Genomic DNA, 21947 nt, shown 5'->3' on the forward strand with positions numbered 1-21947 from the left:
AATGACGAGAGCAAATGTGCTGGCCGCTCCGAGGAAGAGAATCTGTATCTGTCGACGACGCGTGTCAGAACGCGAAACAAGTTGGAAGTCGGTCACGTCGAGGCCCCACGCACTGCCGGCTTCGCCGGTACCGTTTTTGATGCCTCGCCCTAACGCAGGCGATTTCGGAGTGCGATAGGAACTGCGTTAGAATTTCTCCAGACGCGTGCGCAACGCGTGCGACGAATGCGCTCAGTCGTGTCTCGAAGTTTGGAATGCTTCCAGACCGACAAGAACCTGCTTGTTCGAAATGTCTAAAACGGCGTCAGTGATGTCGCAGACGGCGATTGACCCGGCGCGCGAGATAATCGCCGGCGCTCTGCACGAGCTGCACCAGCGCGATCAGCACCACGACGACGGCCAGCATCATCTCCGGCATGAAGCGCTGATAGCCGTAGCGGATGCCGAGATCGCCCAGGCCCCCGCCTCCGACGGCGCCGACCATGGCGGAATAGCCGAGCAGGCTGACCACCGCGAGCGTCAGCGCCAGCAGAAGACCTGGCAGCGCTTCGGGGATCAGCACCTTGAACACGATCTGCATCGGCGAGGCCCCGAACGAGGATGCCGTCTCGATCAGGCCGCCATCGACCTCGCGGATCGCGGCCTCGACCAGGCGCGCGATGAACGGCGCCGATGCGATCGTCAACGGCACGATCGCGGCCGTCGATCCGATCGAGGTGCCGGCCACCAGCCGCGTGAACGGGATGATGGCGACGACCAGGATGATGAAAGGCGTGGACCGCGTCGCGTTGACGACGATGCCGAGTACGCGATTGACGACGGGCGCCGCGAACAGCTCGCCTTTCCGGCTGGTCGCGAGAAAGACGCCGAGCGGCAGGCCGAAGGCGGTGCCGATCAGCGCCGCGAGCCCGACCATGTACAGGCTCTCGCCGGTCGCCTGGACGATCAGGTTGATGAGTTCAGGCGACATAGCCGAGACGCTCCGCGGGAAATTGAAATTGTGAGAGCCAGGCCAGCGTGCGCGTCGTCGCGTCCTCGCCGCTGGACATGCCGAGAGGGATACCAAGCGTCAGCGAGCCCACATGCTGGCCGCCGATCTCGTCGATGCGGGCCGACAGCAGCGACACGTCGAGGCCGAGTTCGCGCGCGAGCCGCGCCACCAGCGTGTCGCCGGCCCCTGCCCCGCGCACCTGGACGCGGATCACGGCCTGTCCGCCCGCAGGCGGCTCCGAAACGATCCGGCTCGCCAGCGACACCGGCAGGCTGTCGCCGATCGCTTCGGCCAGGAAGGATTGCGTGATCGGATGCCTGGGATGGGTAAAGATGTCGGCGACATGGCCGCTCTCGACGACGCGGCCGGCATCGAGCACCACGACATTCCCCGCGAGCTGGCGCACCACGGACATCTCGTGGGTGATCAGCACGATGGTCACGCCCAGCTCGCGATTGATGTTAACGAGCAGATCGAGGATCGCCCGCGTGGTCTGCGGATCGAGCGCCGAGGTCGCCTCGTCCGACAGCAGCACGCTCGGCCGCGTCGCGAGCGCGCGGGCAATGCCGACGCGCTGCTTCTGGCCGCCGGAGAGTTCGGACGGGTAGCGGTCGTGCTTGTCGGCGATGCCGACCAGCGCGAGCAGCTCGGCCACGCGCGCGCGGATATCGGCCTTGGCCCAGCCGGCGATCTCCAGCGGCAGCGCGATGTTGGCGGCTGCGGTACGTGAGGACAGCAGGTTGAAGTGCTGGAAGATCATGCCGATCGAGCGCTGCGCCAGTCGCAAGTCGCGGCCCGTGAGCGCCGAGATGTCTCTGTTATCGACGACGACGCGGCCGGTGGTCGGCCTCTCCAAGCCGTTGATGAGCCGGACCAGGCTCGATTTGCCGGCGCCGGAGCGACCGATAACGCCGGTGATCGAACCGCGCGGGATTGCGAAGTCGATGTTTTGCAGGGCATTGACGCCGGGCTTGCCGCGATAGGCCGGATAGGTTTTCGAGATGCCTTCGAAGCGGACCATCGCGTCGGGCGCAGTCGCGGCAAGTGAAATCGCGGGACGTGAGATCGCGCGACCTGAGATCGCATCAAGCTGTTCGATCGGCTGTCCGATCGCGAGCGACGGGTGGACGTTCATGGAGGCGGCCTTCATGCACAATAGTTCCGCTTGCCCCTAGGGCATCCGGGAACCGGTCGCATCAAGCGACGGAGAGTGAAACTGCGACGAGGACTCGGCTGGAGCGCGCTGCACCGCAGCAGGCACCATCGCCCTTTCAGGTCACTCTTGCAATGTCAGATATTTGTGGGGAGTTGGACGAAGTTTTCCAAATGTCTCCCCGCTGAAGAAAATTCATCTGCCGCCGTATTGGCCTCGCGCCCGGCTCAGTGGACCCGCAGCCAGGGCCATACGATCAGCAGGAGCCCTGCGAAATAGAGCATCCCGAAGATCAGCCCATAGCCCCAGAACTGACCCTTGCCGATATAACCGCTACCGAAATACATCGGCGCCGGCCCCGTGGCGTAAGGCGAGATCACGCCCATCAGGCCGAGCGAATACATGCAGAGCATGGCGAGCGTCGTGACCGGCAGGTCGGGGATGCCGGATCCGACCGCGAGCACCACGGGCAGCACGGCGGCGGCATGCGAGGTGATGCTCGAGAAGAAGTAGTGGATCCAGAAGAACAGCGCGACCAGCAGGAGCATCGCGGTCGACGGCGACAGCCCGGCGAGCGGCTTTGCATATTCGGTGGCGAACCATTTGATGAAGCCGATCTCGTTGAGACCCGAGGCCAGCGTCAGCAGCGAGGTGAAGTAGAAGAACACCTCCCAGGCGCTCTTCTCCGCGACGATGTCGGCAAACTCGATCACGCCCGTCACCAGCATCAGCGAGATCACGATGAACACGACGGTGGTGGCGTTGACGAAATTCGAGCCCAGAAGCGGCACGCGGATGTCCGGGCTCGAGCCCGCGATCCACAGGAACATCGCGAGCAAGATCAGCGTCAGCATGATCCATTCGTTGCGCGACATCGGGCCCATCTCCGCGAGCTCCTTCGATGCCCATTCGGAAATTTCCGGGCTGCTCTTCACCTCGGGGCGGCAGACCGCGTAGCTGAGCAGTGGGACCAGCGCCATCAGGAGGAGGCCGAGCGGCGCAAAGCCCAAGAACCATTGCGCCCAGCTGACGTCGATTCCGACGGTCTTCTTGGCGATGGCCAGCGCCGCCGCATTGGGTGCGAGCGCGGTGAAAAACAATGAGCTGGTGACGGCAGTCGACGCGAACGCGGTCCACATCACGTAGGTGCCGATCTTGCCGGCGGTCGGTCCAGGCTCGGAGCCGTAGATGCGCGGGATGTTGCTGATGATGGGATAGACGATGCCGCCGCTGCGCGCGGTGTTGGACGGTGTCGCCGGCGCCAGCAAGAAGTCCGATATCGCCACCGCATAGCCGAGGCCGAGCGTGTTGCTGCCGAGCTTTTGCACCAGCACGAGTGCAATACGCCGGCCCAGCTGGCTTTTGCGATAGCCGATCGAGAACACGAAGGCGCCGACGATCAGCCACACCGTGCTCTCGGCAAAGCCCGCCAGCATCCAGCGCAGCGACTTGGTCGGATCGGGATCGATATAACCGCCGACGCCGGCAACCGTCAGCCCGATCAGGCCGACCGCGCCCACCGGCATCGATTCCAGGATGAGCCCGGTGATGACGGCCGCGAAGACGGCAAAATAGTGCCACTGATTGACGTTGAGCCCTGCCGGCACCGGAAACAGATAGATCACCAGCCACACCGCGAGCGGCGCGACCAGCTTCCAGCGAAACCCTTTCGCCTCAGGCGCCTGCGAGCTAGTGGTCATTGGCCCTCCCCCTCGATCGTCATTGTCGTTTGCCGGCCCGTTGATCGGGCCTATTTTGTCCCAGCGCCGCGTATACGGATAGTCCGCGGCGCAATCAATGGCCCCAGCCTGTTTCTACCGCCCTCTGAACTTCGGTTTGCGTCGCGTCAGGAACGCCTCGACGCCCTCCTTGTGGTCCTCGCTGAGGCTTGCCAGGGCGAACTGGTCGACGTCCATGTGGCTGGCGAGATTATCCAGCGCGTGCGCCAGCCGGTTGACCGTGAGTTTCGTCATGGCAACGGAGAGCGGCGGCTGCGCTGCCACCTTGCGCGCAAGCTCCATCGCGGCATCGAACGCATGGCCGGGATCGACCACCTGCTCGACCAGGCCCCACTCATAGGCCTCATCCGCGCTGATGCGCTGATCGGCCAGGATCACCGCCTGCTTGGTGCGAGCCGGGCCGATCAGATGCAGCATGCGCGGAATGCTTTGCCAGCTCATGTTCATGCCGAGCCCGATCTCGGGCACGCGCAGATGGGCATCGCGTCCCATGACGCGAAAGTCGAGCGCGACGGCCAGCGCCACGCCACCGCCGACGCAAAAGCCCTCGATGGCGGCGATCGTGATCTGCTCCATCTCCTGCCAGGCGTGGGTCAGGCGCGGTCCGAGCTTGAGATGCCGCCGCAGCGTGCCGAGATCCATGTCCTTGCGCGAGCGGCCTTCAGCATCCTTGAGGTCGAAGCCGGCGCTGAACGCGTCCGCGCTGCCTGTCAGCACCACGACGGAGGTCGCGGCGTCATCCTCAAAACTGCGCGCGGCCGCGGTGAGCTGGCGCAGCGCCTCCGGCGACAGCGCGTTGATGCCGTCGCCGCGGTCGAACCGCACCACCGCAATCCGCCCCTCCGGCCCGAGGCCCTTCTCGATCTTGACATAGTCAGGCAACGCAAACTCCCCTGGTCTTGGTCTTCCTGGCGCTCACAGATGCCCGGTACGCCGATGTTCGGGTTCGCTTCCATGGACCGGAAACCGGATCGTGGTGCCGATGGTGATCCAGTTGGCATTTTCGCCGGTGATGTTGCGGCCGTAGATCACATCGACGGAGAATATCTCGTTCGGTCGGTAGCGGACACCGGTCTGGAAACGCGGCTGCACGGCGCTTGCGACCTCGGAGGCGCCGGCTTGCCCGTAAGCCTCGATCGTCCATTGCAAGGTGTCGGTGAATTTCCAGTCGAAGCCGATGCCGTAGGTCAGGTAGTGGCGATCCACCGTGCGATCCCAGAGCCAGCCGCCATTGACGTTGATGCGCATGGTCTCCGACAGGCGGAAGGTCGCGGGGACGACGGCAAAGGCGGATAGCGCATCGCCGGTCGCCGCGTCGAACGATCCGCCGCCATAGGCCGACAATCCCCACCGGCCAATTCCGGTCGGGACGAAATTCGTCTTGGCTTTCGGAGCAATTGTCGTGCTCCAGTCGCCATCGCTGCGGGCCCGGATGGTCTGCAGGCTCAGCTCGACCGGCCTGAAGGGATCGACGACACAGGAGGGATTGGCGACCGCCGAGAAATCCGTGTTGGAAGCCGTCGACATCCAGCTCTCCACCTTGCAGGAGCCGACCTCGGAAATGTCGGCGGCATCGACCGCATAGGCGCCATTCGCGGCGCGCGCATCCTGCGCCGCGAATGCACCAAGAGCCGCGATTGCGGCGGTTATCCCAGTTCTTGCAGCCCAGCCCATGCCGCGATGTTAGCAGAGTCTTCGCCTCGACAACGCCCGGATTCTGGGACTATCTTCGGCCTATGAGCGACCATCATCATCACCACGATCACGACCATTCCGAGCTGTCGGAGACCGAGCTGCGCGTGCGCGCGCTCGAGACGATCCTGACCGAAAAAGGCTATGTCGAGCCGGCCGCGCTCGATGCCATCATCCAGGCCTATGAGACCCGGATCGGCCCCCATAACGGCGCGCGCGTCGTCGCCAAGGCCTGGAGCGATCCGGCGTTCAAGACGGCACTGCTGGAGGACGGCTCGAAGGCGATCGGCACGCTCGGCCATGTCAGCCGCGTCGGCGACCACCTCGTCGTGGTCGAGAACACGCCGCAGCGTCACAACATGGTCGTGTGCACGCTGTGCTCCTGCTACCCCTGGGAAATGCTGGGGCTGCCGCCGGTCTGGTACAAGGCCGCGCCCTATCGCTCACGCGCGGTGAAGGACCCGCGCGGCGTGCTCGCCGATTTCGGCGTGCAGGTCGCCAAGGACGTTGAAATCCGGGTGTGGGATTCGACCGCCGAAACGCGCTTTCTTGTGTTGCCGATGCGCCCCGCGGGCACAGACGGCTGGAGCGAGGAGCAGCTCGCCGAGCTGGTCACGCGCGATTCCATGATCGGCACCGGTTTTCCCAAGGCGCCCGGGGCGCCGTCATGAACGGCGTGCACGACATGGGCGGCATGGATGGGTTCGGCAAGGTCGAGCCCGAGCCGAACGAGCCGGTGTTCCACGAGGAATGGGAGTCGCGTGTTCTCGCCATGGTGCGTGCGATGGGCGCGGCCGGCGCCTTCAACATCGACACCTCGCGCTTCTATCGCGAGACGATCCCGCCGCATGTCTATCTCTCGAGCTCCTATTACAAGAAATGGTTTCTCGGGCTCGAGGAGATGCTGATCGAGAAAGGCTATCTCACCCGGGAGGAAGTCGCCGCCGGCCATGCGGTGCAGCCGGCCAAGGCGCTCAAGCACGGCAAGTTCGATCTCGGCCAGGTCGAGCGCATCATGGTGCGCGGCAAGTTCGCCCGCCCTGCTCCGGCGCCGGCGAAATTCAAGATCGGCGACAAGGTTCGTACGAAGAACATTCATCCCGCAACCCACACCCGCCTGCCGCGCTATGTGCGTGGCCATGTCGGAATCGTCGAGCTGAACCATGGCTGCCACGTGTTTCCGGACTCGGCGGCGATGGAGCTTGGCGAGAATCCGCAATGGCTCTACACGGTCGTGTTCGAGGGCCGCGATCTCTGGGGTGCGGATGGCGATCCAACCTCGAAAGTCTCGATCGATGCGTTCGAGCCGTATCTGGACCCAGCCTGATGAGCAGCACCGCTGCTGCTGCCGCGACGGCAGCGATCCCGAGCATTCCGCGCGATGATGACGGTCCGGTGTTCCGCGCACCGTGGGAGGCGCACGCCTTCGCGATGGCGCTGACGCTGCACGAGCGCGGCGTGTTCACCTGGCCCGAATGGGCGGCAGCCCTGGCGTCCGAGATCAAGCGCGCGCAGGCGGCCGGCGATCCCGATACGGGCGAGACCTACTATCTCCATTGGCTCGCCACGCTGGAAGGTCTCGTCGCGCGCAAGGGCGTTGCGTCTGCCGAGACGTTGCATCGCTACCGCGACGCGTGGGATCACGCGGCGGATCGTACGCCGCACGGCAAGCCGATCGAGCTGAAGGCGGAGGATTTTGCGCAATAGTCGCTTTGCGCGTTGCCGGGGTAGGCTCTCACCCCAACCAACACTGTCATTCCCCGCGAAGGCGGGGAATCCAGTACGCCGCGGCCTCGCGATTATCACTATCGTCTCGGAGTACTGGATCACCCGCTTTCGCGGGGAATGACACCGAGTCTATGGCGTCACCGCCCCGCAACATACTCCCGCCACCCCTTCGCCCGCAGGCTGCAGGCCGGGCACTCGCCGCAACCGTAGCCCCAATCATGCTGCGCGCCGCGTTCGCCGAGATAGCAGGTGTGCGACTGCTCGCGGATGAGGTCCACCAGCCCGTCGCCGCCGAGGTCATGGGCGAGCCTCCACGTCGCGGCCTTGTCGATCCACATCAGCGGGGTATGCAGCTCGAACTTGCGGGCCATGCCGAGCGACAGCGCGGCCTGCATGGCGCGGATGGTGTCGTCGCGGCAATCGGGATAGCCGGAATAGTCGGTCTCGCACATGCCGCCGACGATGTGACTGATGCCGCGCCGGTAAGCCAGCGCCGCGGCGAATGTCAAGAACACCAGGTTGCGCCCGGGCACGAACGTGTTCGGCAGGCCGTCGGCGCCCATCGCAATCGCGACGTCGCGCGTCAGCGCCGTCTCGGACACGACCGCCAGCGTCGGGATCGACAGCGTGTGGCTCTCGCCGAGCCTGGAAGCCCAATCCGCGCGCAGGCCCTTGAGGCCGTCGAACAGCCGGTCGCGGCAGGCCAGCTCGATGGCGTGGCGCTGGCCGTAATCGAACCCCAGCGTCTCCACGCGCGCAAAACGATTCAGCGCCCAGGCGAGGCAGGTGGTGGAATCCTGGCCGCCGGAGAACAGCACCAGCGCGGTTTCGGATGAAGATGCGTCACTCATGGCCCGCGCTTTAGCATTGCCCACGCGGCTCGCCAATCCGGCCCGCCAACCGGTGGAAATCACCCTGTTCCGCCGCGCTACGCTGGGAACGGGGGCTCGCTTTTGGCATAAGGCTTGAGAGCCAGGAGACTGCCCCGCAATGACCCCTTCCCGCGACATTTCCCGCCTGATCGAGATCATGGCGGCGCTGCGCACGCCGGTGACCGGCTGCCCCTGGGACCTCGAGCAGAATTTTGCGACCATCGCGCCCTATACGATTGAGGAAGCCTATGAGGTAGTCGAGGCCATCAGCCGCGGCGATCTCGACGATCTCTGCGAGGAGCTCGGCGACCTGCTGCTCCAGGTCGTCTTCCACGCCCAGATGGCGTCGGAGCAGAACGCCTTTGCTTTTGGCGATGTCGTCGAGGCCATCACGCGAAAAATGATCCGGCGCCATCCTCACGTTTTCGCCGACAAGGACGGCAACCTCGCCTCCTCCCACGTCAAGGAAGTCTGGGATCGCATCAAGGCCGAGGAGAAAGCCGAGCGCGCCGCGCGCCGGCCGCCGGAACAAATGCCGCCGCACAAATCATTGCTCTCGGGCGTCAAGGCCGGCCAGCCCGCCCTGACGCGCGCCATGGAGCTGCAGCGCAAGGCCTCCACCGTCGGCTTCGACTGGAACGATCCGCGCGCGGTGCTGGCAAAAATCCGCGAGGAAGCCGATGAGATCGAGGCAGCACTCGACCGCAACGACAGCGAGGGCTTGGCGGAAGAGACCGGCGACCTGATGTTCGCGCTGGTCAATCTCGCCCGCCATGTCGATGCAGATCCGGAAGCCGCGCTCCGCGCGACCAACGCGAAGTTCGAGCGGCGTTTTGCCTATATCGAGCGGGCGCTGGAGGCGCAGGGGCGGACGCTGGAGCAGGCATCGCTCGCGGAGATGGACGCGCTGTGGAATGAGGCGAAAGGTGAGGCGAAAAGCGCTGCGCCGGCGGAGAAAAGCAACCAAGCCCGCTCCTAGCTCGAGCGTCGTCCTGGCGAAAGCCAGGACCCATTACCCCGAATGCACATTGTTGAACCACGCTGGAGCTACCAGCGTGCCAATTCCAGCCGCTTGTGGTTATGGGTCCCGGATCTGCGCTTACGCTTGTCCGGGACGACAGCGTTGCTTGAGGCAGCAGTTAGCTCAACTCACTGGCGGGCGACGGCGTCTACGCGGACAGTCGCGGCACGGCGTCGAACCTGTTCACCACGATGTCCCGCTTGGTCTCGTCCACCCGTACCGTCATGTCGAAGCGGCCGTCGTGCAGCTCTTTCGCCAGCACCTCGGAATTCCGATGCAGCCAGCTGATGCCGGCGCCGTCGGAGGCATCGATCGAGAGATCGAGCGTGATGCGCTTGGCCGCCAAGCGCTCCTCGATTGCGGCGAGCAGTGCGTCGACCCCCTCGCCCGACACAGCGGACACCAGCATCGCCGGATGATCCTCCGGCCTGCGCGCGGCGATGTTCAAAAGTTCTTCGCGCTGTTCGGGACCATAACGGTCGATCTTGTTCCAGACCTCGATGATGCGGCCTGAATCATCGGGATTGATGCCGAGCTGGCGCAGCACGGCGTCGACGTCGCTCTGCTGCGCCTCGGCGTCGTCGTGCGAGATGTCGCGCACGTGCAGGATGACGTCGGCTTCCAGCACCTCCTCCAGCGTGGCGCGGAAGGCGGCGACGAGCTGCGTCGGCAAATTGGAGATGAAACCGACGGTGTCCGACAGCATCGCCTTGCCGCCATGCGGCAGGGTGAGCGCGCGCAGGGTCGGATCGAGCGTGGCGAACAGCATGTCGGCGGCCTGCACGTCGGCGCGGGTCAGGCGGTTGAACAGCGTCGACTTGCCGGCGTTGGTGTAGCCGACCAGTGCGACCACGCGATACGGGACGCGCTGGCGGCCTGCGCGATGCAGGCGGCGTGTGGCCTGCACCTTCTTCAGTTCGCCCTCGAGCTTGGAGATGCGCTCCTGGATCAGGCGGCGGTCGGCTTCGATCTGGGTCTCGCCGGGACCCCCCATGAATCCAAAGCCGCCGCGCTGGCGTTCGAGATGGGTCCATGAGCGCACCAGGCGCGAACGTTGGTAGTTGAGGTGCGCGAGCTCGACCTGGAGCGAGCCTTCCTTGGTCTTGGCGCGGCGGCCGAAGATTTCCAGGATGAGGCCGGTGCGGTCGAGCACCTTTGCCTGCAGCTCCTTCTCGAGATTGCGCTGCTGGATTGGCGCAAGCGCGCAATCCATCACCACGAGCTCGACATCGAGGCCCTTGGCGAGCGCGGCGATCTCCTCGACCTTGCCCTTGCCGATATAGGTCGCGGGGCGGATCTGGCTGATCGGCGCGATGATTGCGTCGGCAACGACGAGATCAATCGCGCGTGCGAGGCCGGCGGCTTCGTCGAGCCGGGCTTCCGCGTCACGCAGGACATGAGCTTCCGATTGCGCGTCGGCATTGCCTGCGCGCACCCGCAAATAGGGACCGATGACAAGCACCCGCCCCGTCTGCTTATCCCCTGCCGACCGCGGACGGTCGACATCCCCGTCGAAATTCCGGGGTTCCAATCAGATCACTCTCAAGCCGGCTGGTCCTCGCCGCCTTCGAACAACTGGATCGGAGCGCCCGGCATGATGGTCGAGATCGCATGCTTGTAGACGAGCTGCGAGTGACCGTCGCGCCGAAGCAGCAAACAGAAATTGTCGAACCAGGTCACGATGCCCTGGAGCTTCACTCCGTTGACCAGAAAGATCGTCAGTGGCGTTTTGGTTTTGCGAACGTGATTAAGGAAGGTGTCCTGCAGGTTTTGTGCGCGGTCTGCCGCCATTGTTTTTTTCTCGCTTTGAGTTTCTTTTTATTGCGCCGGTTGCGGCCCTCTTTTGATAATTCGGGGTCCTCGTCCGGTTGCCGTCCCTCATGAGATCCCCCTCGGAGGGACAGCGGTTCAATTAGAGGACAGGTAGGCTTATTAGGCAAGCCGCTTCACGCGGCAGCCCACGCCGTATGGCCCCGAAAAACTACGGAAATCGATGATTTTCCTCGCCTATTCCAATGACGTTGCAGCGTTAGCCGACACCGAGCGCCTTCAACTTCCGGTGCAGTGCCGAGCGTTCCATGCCAACAAACTCGGCCGTGCGAGAAATATTTCCTGAAAAACGGCTGATCTGTGCAATCAAATAGTCGCGCTCGAACACTTCGCGCGCTTCGCGCAGCGGCAGGCCCATGATGTGCTCGCCATTGTTGCTGGTCGGCATCGCCGGCACCATGGAGCCGACGTCCTGCGGCAGCATGTCGGCGGTGATGATGACCTCCGGCCCGCCCGCGGCCAGAATCATGACTCTCTCAACGTTGTTGCGGAGCTGGCGCACATTGCCCGGCCAGACATGCGACTGCAGCACCGCCATCGCGTCCTGGCCGATCTGCCGCTTGGGCAGGCCGCTGCCTGCCGAGATCTGCTCCATGAAGTAGTCGATCAATTCCGGAATGTCCTCACGCCGCTCCGACAGCGCGGGCACGCGGATCGGCACCACCGAGAGCCGGTGATAGAGGTCTTCGCGGAAATGCCCGGCCGCGATTTCCTCTTCGAGGTTGCGCGCGGTGGAGGAAATGATGCGGACGTCGACCTGCACCTTGCCGTTGCCGCCGACGCGCTGGAACGACTGCTCGACCAGCACGCGCAAGATCTTGTTCTGGGTCTCGCGCGGCATGTCCGCGATCTCGTCGATGAACAGCGTGCCGCCGTGGGCCTCTTCGAGCGCGCCGGGCTTGCGCGCGTGCTCGCCGTTGGACTGCTCGATGCCGAACAGCTCGTGCTCCATCCGCTCGGGCGTGATCGCAGCGGCGTTGATGACGACGAAGGGGCCGTCGGCGCGGCCCGAGGCCGTGTGCAACGTGCGGGCGGTTAGTTCCTTGCCGGCGCCGGCGGGGCCAACGATCAGGATGCGGCTGTTGGCCTTGGCCGCACGCTCGATGGTCTGGCGCAGCTGGTTCATGCTGGGCGAGCGGCCGACCAGCGAGCTTGCGCTCGGCGCGAGCTGCTTCAGCTCCTTGACCTCGCGCTTGAGCCGCGAGTTCTCAAGTGCACGGTTGGCGACCAGGATCAGCCGGTCGGTCTTGAACGGCTTCTCGATGAAGTCGTAGGCGCCACGCTTGATCGCGGCGACCGCGGTCTCGATGTTGCCGTGGCCGGAAATCATCACGACCGGCAGATCGGGGTTGTCCTTCTTGACCTGCTCCAAGAGCTGCAAGCCGTCGAGCTTGGAGCCCTGCAGCCAGATGTCGAGGAACACCAGATGCGGCCTGCGGTTGGCGATCTCGGCGAGCGCCGTATCGCTGTCGCGCGCGGTCCGGGTCACGAAGCCCTCGTCTTCGAGGATGCCCGCAACGAGATCCCGAATATCGGCCTCATCATCGACAATCAGAATTTCACTTGCCATGTGTCGCCTGTTTTCTCAGCTGCCTGTTGAGGCTTCGATCTTCGTTGAATCATTGGTCTTTTCAGCCGGCTCTTTGGTTTCGGCGGCCGCCTGTTTTGTTTCCGGATCCTTGACGGATTGCGTGGCCGTTTCGCCGATGTCCGGCTTGGCCGTTGCCTCGGCTGCCGGTTCGGCCCCCTCGCTTTTCGCGGGAGCGCCGGAGATCGCAAAACGCATCCGCATCCAGGCGCCACGCTGGCCCTCGCGGAAATCCGAGGCATCCTTCAGCTCGATGCGGCCGCCATGGTCTTCCAGCACGCGCCCGACGATCGCGAGCCCAAGGCCGGTGCCCTTGGCGCGTGTCGTCACATAGGGCTCGAGCAGGCGCGAGCGCGCCACCTTGGGCAGGCCAATACCGTTGTCGACGACGTCGATCAGAACGTCCTCGCCCTCGCGCGAGACTACGACGTCGATCCGGCCTTTGCCGAGCTCCTCCAGGGGGACCTGCTCGATCGCCTCGGTGGCGTTCTTGACAATGTTGGTGACCGCCTGCGAGATCAGCCGCCGGTCGAACTGGGCGCGCAGCGGATCTTCCTTGAACTCGGCCTCGATATCGATCTCGGGGTGGGCGACCTTCATCAGGAACACCGCCTGCCGCACTGCGTCGGCGACATCCTCACCCTCCATCACCGGCTTCGGCATCCGCGCAAAGCGCGAGAACTCGTCGACCATGCGGCGGATATCGTCGACCTGACGCACGATGGTGTCGGTGCACTGTTCGAAGATCTGCTTGTCCTTGCCCTCGGTGATGTCCTTGCCGAATTTGCGGCGAATGCGCTCGGCGGAGAGCTGGATCGGGGTCAGCGGGTTCTTGATCTCGTGCGCGATGCGGCGCGCGACGTCGCCCCAGGCCGAGGTGCGTTGCGCCGAGACCAGCTCGGTGATGTCGTCGAGCGTGATGATGTAGCTGTCGTGCGGCTGGCTGGTCTTCTCGGCGCTGACGCGAACCGACAGATTGCGTTCCTGCCCGTCCCGCGTGATCGTGATCTGCCCCTGCACCAGGCGCTGGGTCCCTTCCCGCGCGCTCTTCATCATCTCTTCGAGCTCGGGCAGCACGTCGGAGAGCGGATGGCCGAGCGTCTCGGCTTCGGAGTGCCCGATCAGCTTTTCGGCGGAACGGTTGAGAATGCCGACGCTGCCTGAATTATCTACGCCGATGATGCCGGCGCTCGCGGACGACAGCACCGCCTCGATGAAGCGGCGGCGGCTGTCGATGAGGTCGCTGGCGTTGACGAGCTCGTCGCGCTGGCTGCGCAACTCCTCCGTCATCTTGTTGAAGGTCTCACCCAGCTGGGCGAGGTCGCCTTCCGACTGGTGCACCGGCACTTTCACGTGGAGATCGCCCGTCGACACCGTCTGGGCCGCGTTCATCAGCCGCCGGATCGGCGAGACCAGCGAGTTGGCGAAGTTGAGGCCGATCAGCACCGAGGCCATCAGGATGGTCAGCGCGATCACCGCGAACATCAGTGCGAACGCGACCTGGATGCCGAGCCGGCGCGACTCGATCTGGGCGTATTCGGCGACGCTGACCTCGGTCTGCTTGAGCTGGTTGACGACATTCGGATCGAGCGGCCGCGCGACGTAGAGGAAGGTGTCGCTGAAGGCGCGCAAGCGGACCACCGCGGCGACGAAGCTCGCATCGGGCAGCACCGCGATTTCGGGCTCGGATTCGTTGACGTTGCTGAGGAAGTCCGGTGCCGGCGGCGAATAGGCCAGCCGCATGCCGGTGTCGGCGGATTCGAGAATGTTGGTGTTCTTGTCGATGATCATCGCGCCCGGCAGGTTGCGCGAGGCGGCGCTGGACGTCAGCAATTCGCGAAACGAGCGGCGATCCTGGTCGTAGAGCGGCCGGGCGTGGGCGATGTCGTTGGCCATGCCGAGAATGTCGCCCCGGATCAGCTGCGCGTGGTCCTGCATGTAGGCGCGCGCGATCGTCAGCGAATTCTGGATCACCTCCTTGGTCGGGCCGGAGAACAGGCGGTCGAGGCCGCGCTCGATGGTGACGTTGGCGACGACGGCGACCAGCACCGCCGGCAGCACCGCCACGATCGAGAACAGGCTGACGATCTGGACATGGAGGCGCGCCGCCGCCCTACCCCGCCGTCGCGCCAGGATCAGCTGCCAGAGTTCGCGGATGATGATGCCGACCAGCAGCAGGATCGTGGCCGCATTGATCAGATAGAACGAGCGGACAACCGCAGGGGTCGGTTCGATCGACGTGAGGCCGGTCAGGACCAGGAACGTCAGGCAGGCCGACAGCAGGGCCAACGCCACGGCGAACGGCGCCAGCCAGCGTCGCGCCGACCAACGCCGGGGCTCTTCCGCTGGGGCCGTGTCAAAGGATGCGGCCGAGGTGTCTGCGCTGGTCATTCCGGCAATGGGTGCTGAAAACGGGGTCCGCGGCGGGCGGATACTGATGTATTCGTACCACATTGTTGCCGAATTGCGACAATTCCGCGGCGCCCACGCCGCGACTGACCCGCGCATCCACAGCGACATGCCGGAGGGCGGGAACGCATCCCGGCCCCAGCGGCTTGACGGGGATGCACAGGTTCTTTCTCGCAATGATGGTGTCGGCCGTGCTGCTGCTGATCGTGGCGGCCGACCTGCTGGTCAATGGTGTCGGGGTGCAGGAGCCCAATGCGAACGTCGCCAGCGCGATACAGGTATCAGGCCGATTTGTCAGATAGGTGTGAGGCCGCGTCCCGCGGCTGAATGACCATTTGAATGTTCCGGCGGAACATTTCAGTCCGATCAGGACTTCTGCTCACCGCGTCAGCCACAACGGCCAGCGCGATCCGGACAGGCTCAGCTCCGCTTGGTAGGGGGAGCTGAGCCACCGTCCGTTGCGGAAAGGCTAGCCCCCGCTCCGATACACCTGGATATCGAGATCCCGAATCTTCTTCCGCAGCGTGTTGCGGTTGAGGCCGAGCAGATCGGCGGCGCGGATCTGGTTGCCGCGGGTCGCCGCGAGCGCGGCCGTGAGCAGCGGCACCTCGATCTCTTTCAAGATGCGGTGATACAGGCCCGGCGGCGGCACGCCGTTCGGGAAGCCCTGGAAGTGCGAGGAGAGATACGCTTCCACGGCGCCGCCGAGATTGTCGACGCCATGCTGGACTGCGGCACCCGGGCTGACCGTAGGTGGCGCCAGCTCGCCGTCGATGACGGAGCCCGTGATCACGTCCTGCGGATAGAGCGCCGCAAGGCGACGGGCGAGGTTCTCGAGCTCGCGTACGTTGCCCGGCCAGCGGTGCTGCTTCATCCGCTCCAGCGCCAGCGCGTCGAGCTTCTTCGGCGGCAGTCCGTCCTTCTCGGCCAGCGCGAAGAAATGACGGATGAGATCGGGCAGATCCTCGATGCGTTCGCGCAACGGCGGCAGCCGCAGCGGCACGACGTTGAGGCGGAAGAACAGATCTTCGCGGAACAGGCCCTGCTGGATCAGGACGCGCAGATCCTTGTTGGAGGCCGCGACGATGCGCACGTCGGTCTTGATCGGGGTGCGGCCGCCGACCGTGGTGTATTCGCCCTGCTGAAGCACGCGCAGCAGGCGGGTCTGCGCCTCCATCGGCATGTCGCCGATCTCGTCCAGGAACAGCGTGCCGCCCTCGGCCTGCTCGAAGCGGCCGGAGGCGCGGGTGTTGGCGCCGGTGAAGGCGCCGCGCTCGTGGCCGAACAGTTCGGACTCGATCAGGTCGCGCGGGATTGCCGCCATGTTGACCGCGACGAACGGGCCGTTGCGGCGTTTGCCGTAGTCGTGCAGCGCGCGCGCCACCAGTTCCTTGCCGGTACCGGACTCGCCCGTGATCATCACCGTGAGGTCGGTCTGCATCAACCGCGCCAGCACGCGATAGATTTCCTGCATCGCCGGCGAGCGGCCGACCAGCGGGATCGCCTCCATCTCGGCGTCTTCGTTCGGCGTCGAGACCCGTTCCTTCGGCTCGGCCAGCGCGCGGCCGACGATGGCGATCAGCTCCTTCAGGTCGAAGGGCTTCGGCAGATATTCATAGGCGCCGCGCTCGGAGGCCCGGATCGCCGTCATGAAGGTATTTTGCGCGCTCATGACGATGACCGGCAAATTCGGCCGCATCTTCTTGATCCGCGGCAGCAGGTCGAACGCGTTCTCGTCGGGCATCACCACGTCGGTGATGACGAGATCGCCCTCCCCCTGGCTGACCCAGCGCCACAGCGTCGCGGCATTGCCGGTCAGCCGCACTTCGTAGCCGGCGCGGGATAGTGCCTGATTGAGAACGGTGCGGATGGCGGTGTCGTCATCAGCAACGAGAATACTACCTGCGGGCATCGTTAATCCTCATTTTGCCCCCTGTGACGCAGACGACGACTTCCCGGCAGAGCCGTCGCGACTGCTTTGATCGGCATGTTTCACCGATGTGGAATACATCGGCATCAGCACGCGGAAGGTGGTCTTCCGCGGCTGAGATTCGCATTCGATGATGCCCCCGTGGTCCCCGATGATCTTTGCGACCAGCGCGAGGCCCAGACCCGAGCCGGTCTGCTTGGTGGTGACGAAGGGATCGAACAGATTTGGCAGGAGATCGTCCGGCACGCCTGGTCCGTTGTCCTTCACGCAGAATTCGAGCGGCAGGGATACACGGGATTTTTGACCGGGGACTGACAGGCGCACGCCGGGACGAAACGCGGTGGTGAGCTGGATTTCGCCGTCGGGAACGTCGATCAGCGCTTCGGCGGCGTTCTTCACGAGGTTGAGGAACACCTGGATGAGCTGGTCCTGGTTCGCCAGCACCGGCGGCAGCGAGGGATCGTAGTCCTCGACGAAGCGGATGTTGCGGGCAAAGCCGGACTGCGCCAGCCGTTTGACGTGATCGAGCACCGAATGAATGTTGACGGGGCCGCGCACCACGGGGCGCTCGTCGCCGAACACCTCCATGCGGTCGACCAGAGTCACGATACGGTCGGCCTCGTCGCAGATCAGCCGCGTCAGCATGCGGTCTTCCGAGGAGGCCTGCTGCTCCAGGAGCTGCGCGGCGCCGCGGATGCCGGAGAGCGGGTTCTTGATTTCATGCGCCAGCATCGCGGCGAGCGCGATCACCGAGCGCGCGGCGCTGCGATGCGTGAGCTGGCGGTCCATCTTGTCGGCGATGGAGCGCTCCTGGAGCATCACCACGATATGGCCGGGTCGTTCCGTGACCGGGGCGACGTGCAGATCGACCTGGCGGTCTCCGCCCATGCGCGGCGTACCCAGATCGACCTTGTATTCGTTGACCGGTGCGTTCGACGAACGCACCTGGTCGATCAGCGCCAGCAAGGGGCTGCCGAACGGCACCAGCTCTTTCAGCGATTGCCGCTTCAAGAACTGCGTCGAGATATCGAAGAAGGCTTCGGTTGCGATGTTGGCGGCGACGATCTTGCCGTCCGGCCCGATCATCAGCATCGGATTGGGCAGTGCGTCCAGGATGGCATCGCTGTCGGACGGAAACGGCCGACGATGTTCAGCGGCTGAGCTCATGCAGCGGCGCTCCATGCGAAGTCGTCGAAGGCATCTTGCAGTGACCGATGGACAAGGCGCGGATCCTCCGAGGTGAGGATTTTCTGGCGCCAGGATTTCAGCTTCTCGGCCGGCGCACGGCTCACATCGGCCGCGACGTCGAGGGCCCAGCCGAGATGTTTTCGTGCGTGCCGCAGACCGACGCGCAGGCCGTAGAGCGCGCAGACGCCTTCATAGAGCGTGCGGACATAATGCAGCTGCGTCTCGAGCGACGGCGTGGCTTCCGCCGCCCCGCCCTTCAGGCGCCGGCCGATCTCACCGGGCAGCCAGGGCTGTCCCTGCGCACCGCGGCCGATCATCACGGCATCGGCGCCGGAGGCCTCTAACGCCGCGAGCGCCTTCTCGTAAGTCGTGATATCGCCATTGACGACGAGCGGAATGGAGATGGCGTCGCGCACGGCACGGATCGCATCCCAATCGGCCTCGCCCTTGTAGAACTGGCAGCGGGTGCGGCCGTGCACGGTGACGAGCTTGACGCCTGATGCCTGTGCGCGCCGCGCCAGTTCCGGTGCGTTGCGGGTGCGGTCGTCCCAGCCGAGCCGCATCTTCAACGTCACCGGCACCTTCACCGCCGTGATCGTCGCTTCGATCAGGCTCACGGCGTGGTCGAGGTCGCGCATCAAGGCGGAACCGGACTGGCCGCCGGTGACGTGACGGGCCGGACAGCCCATGTTGATGTCGATGATGTCGGCGCCTTCGGCTTCAGCGATGCGGGCGCCCTCCGCCATCCAATGCGTCTCGCAACCGGCAAGCTGGACCACGTGCGGACCGATCCCGGTGGCTTCGCAGCGCAACCGGGACATATGATGGCCATTGGCGAGTTCGTCGCTGGCCGTCATTTCGGAGACGACGAGACCGGCGCCGAGCTCCGCGGCTAGCCGGCGGACGGGCGAGTCAGTCACCCCCGACATCGGCGCCAGGAAGACCGGGGTGGCGACATCAATATCGCCTATCTTCAATGGCTTAAAGCCAGATACTGCCGAGCCGGTCACAGGGGTCTCGTTGCGTTGGCAGCGCCTCATCGCGCCTGCCATGACCTATCTTGCGCACAATTCTTGTGCAGTCAAGCGTCATGCCTACAGTTTAGACAGTTCTGCCGATCTTTCAAGTGCAGTGCAGCAAAATGCTGTTTCCCACAATCCGGGGAAACCCCCTTTTTTTGCGGGCCTGCCGTGCTAGAGGCATGCGGCAATCACCCCACCCCCGACTCTCTTCATCATCAAATGAGTATTTGAGTCCTATGGCGAAATCACAGCGCACCGCGGTCGTTCTCGTCGCGGCCGGACGCGGCCTGCGCGCAGGCGCCGGTGGCCCCAAGCAATATCGCGAGATCGGCGGCGTACCGGTGATCTATCGCGCCATGGAGGCCTTCAGCCGTCATGCGGACGTGTTTGCGGTTCAGCCGGTCGTGAACCCCGACGACAGCGCCATGTTCACGGCAGCGGTCGCAGGGCTCAGCCACGAGGCGCCGGTCAATGGCGGCGCGACCCGGCAAGCCTCGGTGCTCGCCGGGCTCGAAGCGCTCGCCAGGCACAAGCCCGACATCGTCCTGATCCACGACGCCGCCCGCCCCTTCGTTTCGGAAGGCGTGATCACCCGCGCGATCGATGCGGCCAGCCGCACCGGCGCCGCGATCCCCGTCGTTCCCGTCACCGACACCATCAAGGTCACCGGCGAGAACGGCAATGTCGAGGACACGCCGGACCGGGCGCGGTTGCGGATCGCGCAGACGCCGCAATCCTTTCGTTTCGACGTCATCCTCGAAGCGCATCGTCGCGCGGCCAAGGACGGCCGCAGCGATTTCACCGATGATGCCGCGATTGCCGAATGGGCGGGATTGACGGTTGCAACCTTTGAAGGCGATGTTGCCAATATGAAGCTCACCACTCCCGAGGATTTCGTGCGCGAGGAAGCGCGGCTGGCCAGCCTGCTCGGCGACATCAGGACCGGCACGGGCTATGACGTGCACGCCTTCGGCGAGGGCGACCATCTCATGATCTGCGGCGTGCGCGTGCCGCACACCAAGGGCTTCCTGGCCCATTCCGACGGCGATGTCGGCCTGCATGCGCTGGTCGACGCCATCCTCGGCGCGCTCGCTGACGGCGACATCGGATCGCACTTTCCGCCCAGCGACGCGAAGTGGAAAGGCGCCTCCTCCGACCAGTTTTTGCAATACGCCATCGAGCGCGTCACCCAGCGCGGCGGCCGCATCGCCAATCTCGAGGTCACCATGATCTGCGAGCGGCCGAAGATCGGGCCCTTGCGCGACACCATGCGCGCGCGCATCGCCGAGATTTCCGGCGTCGACATCTCCCGCGTCGCGGTCAAGGCGACCACCAGCGAGCGGCTCGGCTTCACCGGTCGCGAGGAAGGCATCGCGGCCACCGCGAGCGCCACCATCCGTCTGCCCTGGAGTGTCTAGGCCATGGCCGGCAGCGACGCACGCGCCCTCTCCCGCTCGCTGCTCGATTTGTGCCGGATGCGCAAGCTGACGATCGCGACCGCGGAGTCCTGCACCGGCGGTCTCGTCGCGGGCGCGCTGACCGACATCCCAGGTTCGTCCGACGTCATCGATCGCGGCTTCGTCACCTATTCCAACGACGCCAAGCGCGCGATGCTCGGGGTCGAGGCGAGCACGCTCACAAATTTCGGCGCCGTCAGCAAGGAGACCGCAACAGCTATGGCGGTCGGCGCGCTGGAGCGTGCCGGCGTCGATCTTGCGGTCGCCATCACCGGCATTGCCGGACCCGGCGGCGCCACGCCTGGCAAGCCGGTTGGCCTCGTCCACTTCGCCGCCGCCGCGCGCGACGGACGCATCGTTCACCGCGAGCATCGCTTTGGCGCCATCGGCCGTTCCGCCGTGCGCCAGCGCTCGGTGGTCGAGGCGCTGCGCATGCTGATGGATCTCGCCCGCGGCCCGGCGCAGGCCAAGCCGAAACGCGCCGCCGCCGCAACGCGCCTCCGTCCCCGCGTCACCCGCTCGCCACGCCGGCACGCCGTGAAGCGCAGGACTCCGCGGTCGCCGCGAGGGTGAGCCAGGCAACTGCCGCCGTCAGTCAGCCGGAATGAAGCGGAGAGTGCCGGCCCGCCGCGTCGGCTGACCAGTGTCGTTAGTGTGATTGATGCGATCCATGACCAGCACCTCGGTGAAATCGAACGGGCTTACCCCGTCCAGGCAGGCGAGTTGACGGCATAGAGAGATTGGTCGGATCGTCGCTGATGCTTCCGAGGGCGTTCGTGCGGCTTGGGTCCCGACTCTGCGGAGCATCGCTACGCGCCGCACCGCGTCCGGGACACTGGAGTAACGACCCTTACGACGACGCCAGCTTCCGCCGTCCGTAGATCGCATCCGCTCGCTTCTCGAACGCGATGGAAAATCGCGCGAACGCGGCGTCGAACATCGAGCCCATCAGGAGCGCCAGCATGCGGCTCTTGAACTCGTAGGCAAGGAAGAAGCCGACATCGCAAACGCTCTCGCCTTTGGGCTCGAACGTCCAACGGTTTTCCAGATTGCTGAAGGGACCTTGCAGATATTCGACCAGGATCTTCAGATTGGCACGGTCGAGCGTCACGCGGCTGGTGAAGGATTCCCTGACCAGCTTGAACGACACTGTCATGTCCGCGACCAGCACCTCGGTGCCGTCGGGTTTCGCCATACGCTGACGGACCTTCAGCGCGCTGCACAGCGGCACGAATTCCGGGTAGCGCTCGACGTCGGCGACCAGATCAAACATCTCGGACGCGCTGTGATCGACACGGCGCTTGCTCGAAAAATTGGGCATGGCGAT

The 21947-nt window shown here is 64.9% G+C and carries 21 protein-coding genes and 1 pseudogene; 7 read left to right on the forward strand and 15 right to left on the reverse strand.

What is annotated here, in order from left to right:
• Positions 1-304 precede the first annotated feature (304 nt).
• The 5 genes from ABIB90_RS09795 to ABIB90_RS09815 all read right to left on the reverse strand — a co-directional run bounded on the left by ABIB90_RS09795 (position 305) and on the right by ABIB90_RS09815 (position 5557).
• Positions 305-970 carry a methionine ABC transporter permease gene (locus ABIB90_RS09795; protein WP_219684292.1) on the reverse strand — a complete coding sequence of 222 codons (666 nt, stop codon included), beginning with the start codon at positions 968-970 and terminating at the stop codon, positions 305-307.
• Positions 960-2141, reverse strand: coding sequence for a methionine ABC transporter ATP-binding protein (locus ABIB90_RS09800; protein ID WP_354200668.1), 1182 nt, complete (start codon positions 2139-2141; stop codon positions 960-962). Before ABIB90_RS09800 ends, ABIB90_RS09795 begins: the two co-directional genes overlap by 11 nt.
• 230 nt (positions 2142-2371) lie before the next feature.
• Positions 2372-3844: a DASS family sodium-coupled anion symporter gene (locus tag ABIB90_RS09805; RefSeq protein WP_354200669.1), complete on the reverse strand. Its 1473-nt coding sequence runs from the start codon at positions 3842-3844 to the stop codon at positions 2372-2374.
• 114 nt (positions 3845-3958) lie between these two features.
• Positions 3959-4765: an enoyl-CoA hydratase/isomerase family protein gene (locus ABIB90_RS09810; RefSeq protein ID WP_354200670.1), complete on the reverse strand. Its 807-nt coding sequence runs from the start codon at positions 4763-4765 to the stop codon at positions 3959-3961.
• Between the two features lie 33 nt (positions 4766-4798).
• A complete protein-coding gene (locus tag ABIB90_RS09815) occupies positions 4799-5557 on the reverse strand; it encodes a PA4824 family protein (RefSeq protein WP_354160704.1) in 759 nt (252 codons plus the stop codon).
• A gap of 62 nt (positions 5558-5619) precedes the next feature.
• Here ABIB90_RS09815 and nthA point away from each other — a divergent pair, with 62 nt between their 5' ends.
• The 3 genes from nthA to ABIB90_RS09830 are packed head-to-tail and all read left to right on the forward strand — an operon-like array spanning position 5620 to position 7282.
• Positions 5620-6246: a nitrile hydratase subunit alpha gene (gene nthA / locus ABIB90_RS09820; RefSeq protein ID WP_007591118.1), complete on the forward strand. Its 627-nt coding sequence runs from the start codon at positions 5620-5622 to the stop codon at positions 6244-6246.
• Positions 6243-6902, forward strand: a complete 660-nt coding sequence (gene nthB / locus ABIB90_RS09825; RefSeq protein WP_354200671.1) for a nitrile hydratase subunit beta — start codon at positions 6243-6245, stop codon at positions 6900-6902. Before nthA ends, nthB begins: the two co-directional genes overlap by 4 nt.
• Complete coding sequence (locus ABIB90_RS09830) at positions 6902-7282, forward strand: nitrile hydratase accessory protein (RefSeq protein WP_007591121.1); 381 nt, start codon at positions 6902-6904, stop codon at positions 7280-7282. Before nthB ends, ABIB90_RS09830 begins: the two co-directional genes overlap by 1 nt.
• Positions 7283-7440: 158 nt before the next feature.
• On the opposite strand, the gene queC is transcribed toward ABIB90_RS09830, so the two are convergent.
• Complete coding sequence (gene queC / locus ABIB90_RS09835) at positions 7441-8154, reverse strand: 7-cyano-7-deazaguanine synthase QueC (protein WP_354200672.1); 714 nt, start codon at positions 8152-8154, stop codon at positions 7441-7443.
• 139 nt (positions 8155-8293) lie between these two features.
• On the opposite strand from queC, the gene mazG reads away from it, so the two are divergent.
• Positions 8294-9154 (forward strand): nucleoside triphosphate pyrophosphohydrolase, encoded by an 861-nt coding sequence (gene mazG, locus ABIB90_RS09840; protein ID WP_007591123.1) that lies wholly within the window; start codon positions 8294-8296, stop codon positions 9152-9154.
• 190 nt (positions 9155-9344) lie between these two features.
• Here the strand turns inward: mazG and hflX are convergent, their stop codons facing one another.
• From hflX to ABIB90_RS09860, 4 genes are all read right to left on the reverse strand, one after another.
• Positions 9345-10727 carry a GTPase HflX gene (gene hflX / locus ABIB90_RS09845; RefSeq protein WP_007591124.1) on the reverse strand — a complete coding sequence of 461 codons (1383 nt, stop codon included), beginning with the start codon at positions 10725-10727 and terminating at the stop codon, positions 9345-9347.
• 11 nt (positions 10728-10738) lie between these two features.
• Complete coding sequence (gene hfq / locus ABIB90_RS09850; RefSeq protein ID WP_007591126.1) at positions 10739-10987, reverse strand: RNA chaperone Hfq; 249 nt, start codon at positions 10985-10987, stop codon at positions 10739-10741.
• 238 nt (positions 10988-11225) lie between these two features.
• The gene (ntrX, locus tag ABIB90_RS09855; protein WP_007591127.1) at positions 11226-12596 is read right to left on the reverse strand and encodes a nitrogen assimilation response regulator NtrX; all 1371 of its coding nucleotides are present in this window, start codon (positions 12594-12596) and stop codon (positions 11226-11228) included.
• A 15-nt stretch (positions 12597-12611) separates the two neighbouring features.
• Complete coding sequence (locus ABIB90_RS09860) at positions 12612-15005, reverse strand: sensor histidine kinase (protein ID WP_035992680.1); 2394 nt, start codon at positions 15003-15005, stop codon at positions 12612-12614.
• A gap of 173 nt (positions 15006-15178) precedes the next feature.
• On the opposite strand from ABIB90_RS09860, the gene ABIB90_RS09865 reads away from it, so the two are divergent.
• Positions 15179-15325 (forward strand): hypothetical protein, encoded by a 147-nt coding sequence (locus ABIB90_RS09865; RefSeq protein WP_219684372.1) that lies wholly within the window; start codon positions 15179-15181, stop codon positions 15323-15325.
• A 167-nt stretch (positions 15326-15492) separates the two neighbouring features.
• Here ABIB90_RS09865 and ntrC read toward each other — a convergent pair whose 3' ends face one another.
• Genes ntrC through dusB form a run of 3 tightly spaced genes read right to left on the reverse strand, consistent with a single transcriptional unit; the run spans position 15493 to position 19118 of the window.
• Positions 15493-16935: a nitrogen regulation protein NR(I) gene (gene ntrC, locus ABIB90_RS09870; protein WP_027566921.1), complete on the reverse strand. Its 1443-nt coding sequence runs from the start codon at positions 16933-16935 to the stop codon at positions 15493-15495.
• 9 nt (positions 16936-16944) lie between these two features.
• Entirely contained in the window at positions 16945-18120 is a 1176-nt protein-coding gene (locus tag ABIB90_RS09875) for a two-component system sensor histidine kinase NtrB (protein ID WP_275172578.1), read from the reverse strand.
• Positions 18117-19118 (reverse strand): tRNA dihydrouridine synthase DusB, encoded by a 1002-nt coding sequence (dusB, locus tag ABIB90_RS09880; protein ID WP_354160690.1) that lies wholly within the window; start codon positions 19116-19118, stop codon positions 18117-18119. The genes ABIB90_RS09875 and dusB overlap by 4 nt, the downstream gene beginning before the upstream one ends.
• A 281-nt stretch (positions 19119-19399) precedes the next feature.
• Here dusB and ABIB90_RS09885 point away from each other — a divergent pair, with 281 nt between their 5' ends.
• Both ABIB90_RS09885 and ABIB90_RS09890 read left to right on the forward strand, forming a co-directional pair.
• Complete coding sequence (locus ABIB90_RS09885; protein ID WP_354160688.1) at positions 19400-20581, forward strand: bifunctional 2-C-methyl-D-erythritol 4-phosphate cytidylyltransferase/2-C-methyl-D-erythritol 2,4-cyclodiphosphate synthase; 1182 nt, start codon at positions 19400-19402, stop codon at positions 20579-20581.
• A 3-nt stretch (positions 20582-20584) separates the two neighbouring features.
• Positions 20585-21193 carry a CinA family protein gene (locus ABIB90_RS09890; protein WP_354160686.1) on the forward strand — a complete coding sequence of 203 codons (609 nt, stop codon included), beginning with the start codon at positions 20585-20587 and terminating at the stop codon, positions 21191-21193.
• 18 nt (positions 21194-21211) lie between these two features.
• Here ABIB90_RS09890 and ABIB90_RS09895 read toward each other — a convergent pair.
• Together ABIB90_RS09895 and ABIB90_RS09900 are read right to left on the reverse strand one after the other, a co-directional pair.
• Positions 21212-21381, reverse strand: a pseudogene (locus tag ABIB90_RS09895) (GFA family protein); the annotation flags it as partial.
• A gap of 89 nt (positions 21382-21470) precedes the next feature.
• A complete protein-coding gene (locus ABIB90_RS09900) occupies positions 21471-21941 on the reverse strand; it encodes a type II toxin-antitoxin system RatA family toxin (RefSeq protein ID WP_007591145.1) in 471 nt (156 codons plus the stop codon).
• Positions 21942-21947: the final 6 nt, after the last annotated feature.

Source organism: Bradyrhizobium sp. JR4.1, assembly GCF_040548605.1.
Classification (GTDB): Bacteria; Pseudomonadota; Alphaproteobacteria; order Rhizobiales; family Xanthobacteraceae; genus Bradyrhizobium; species Bradyrhizobium canariense.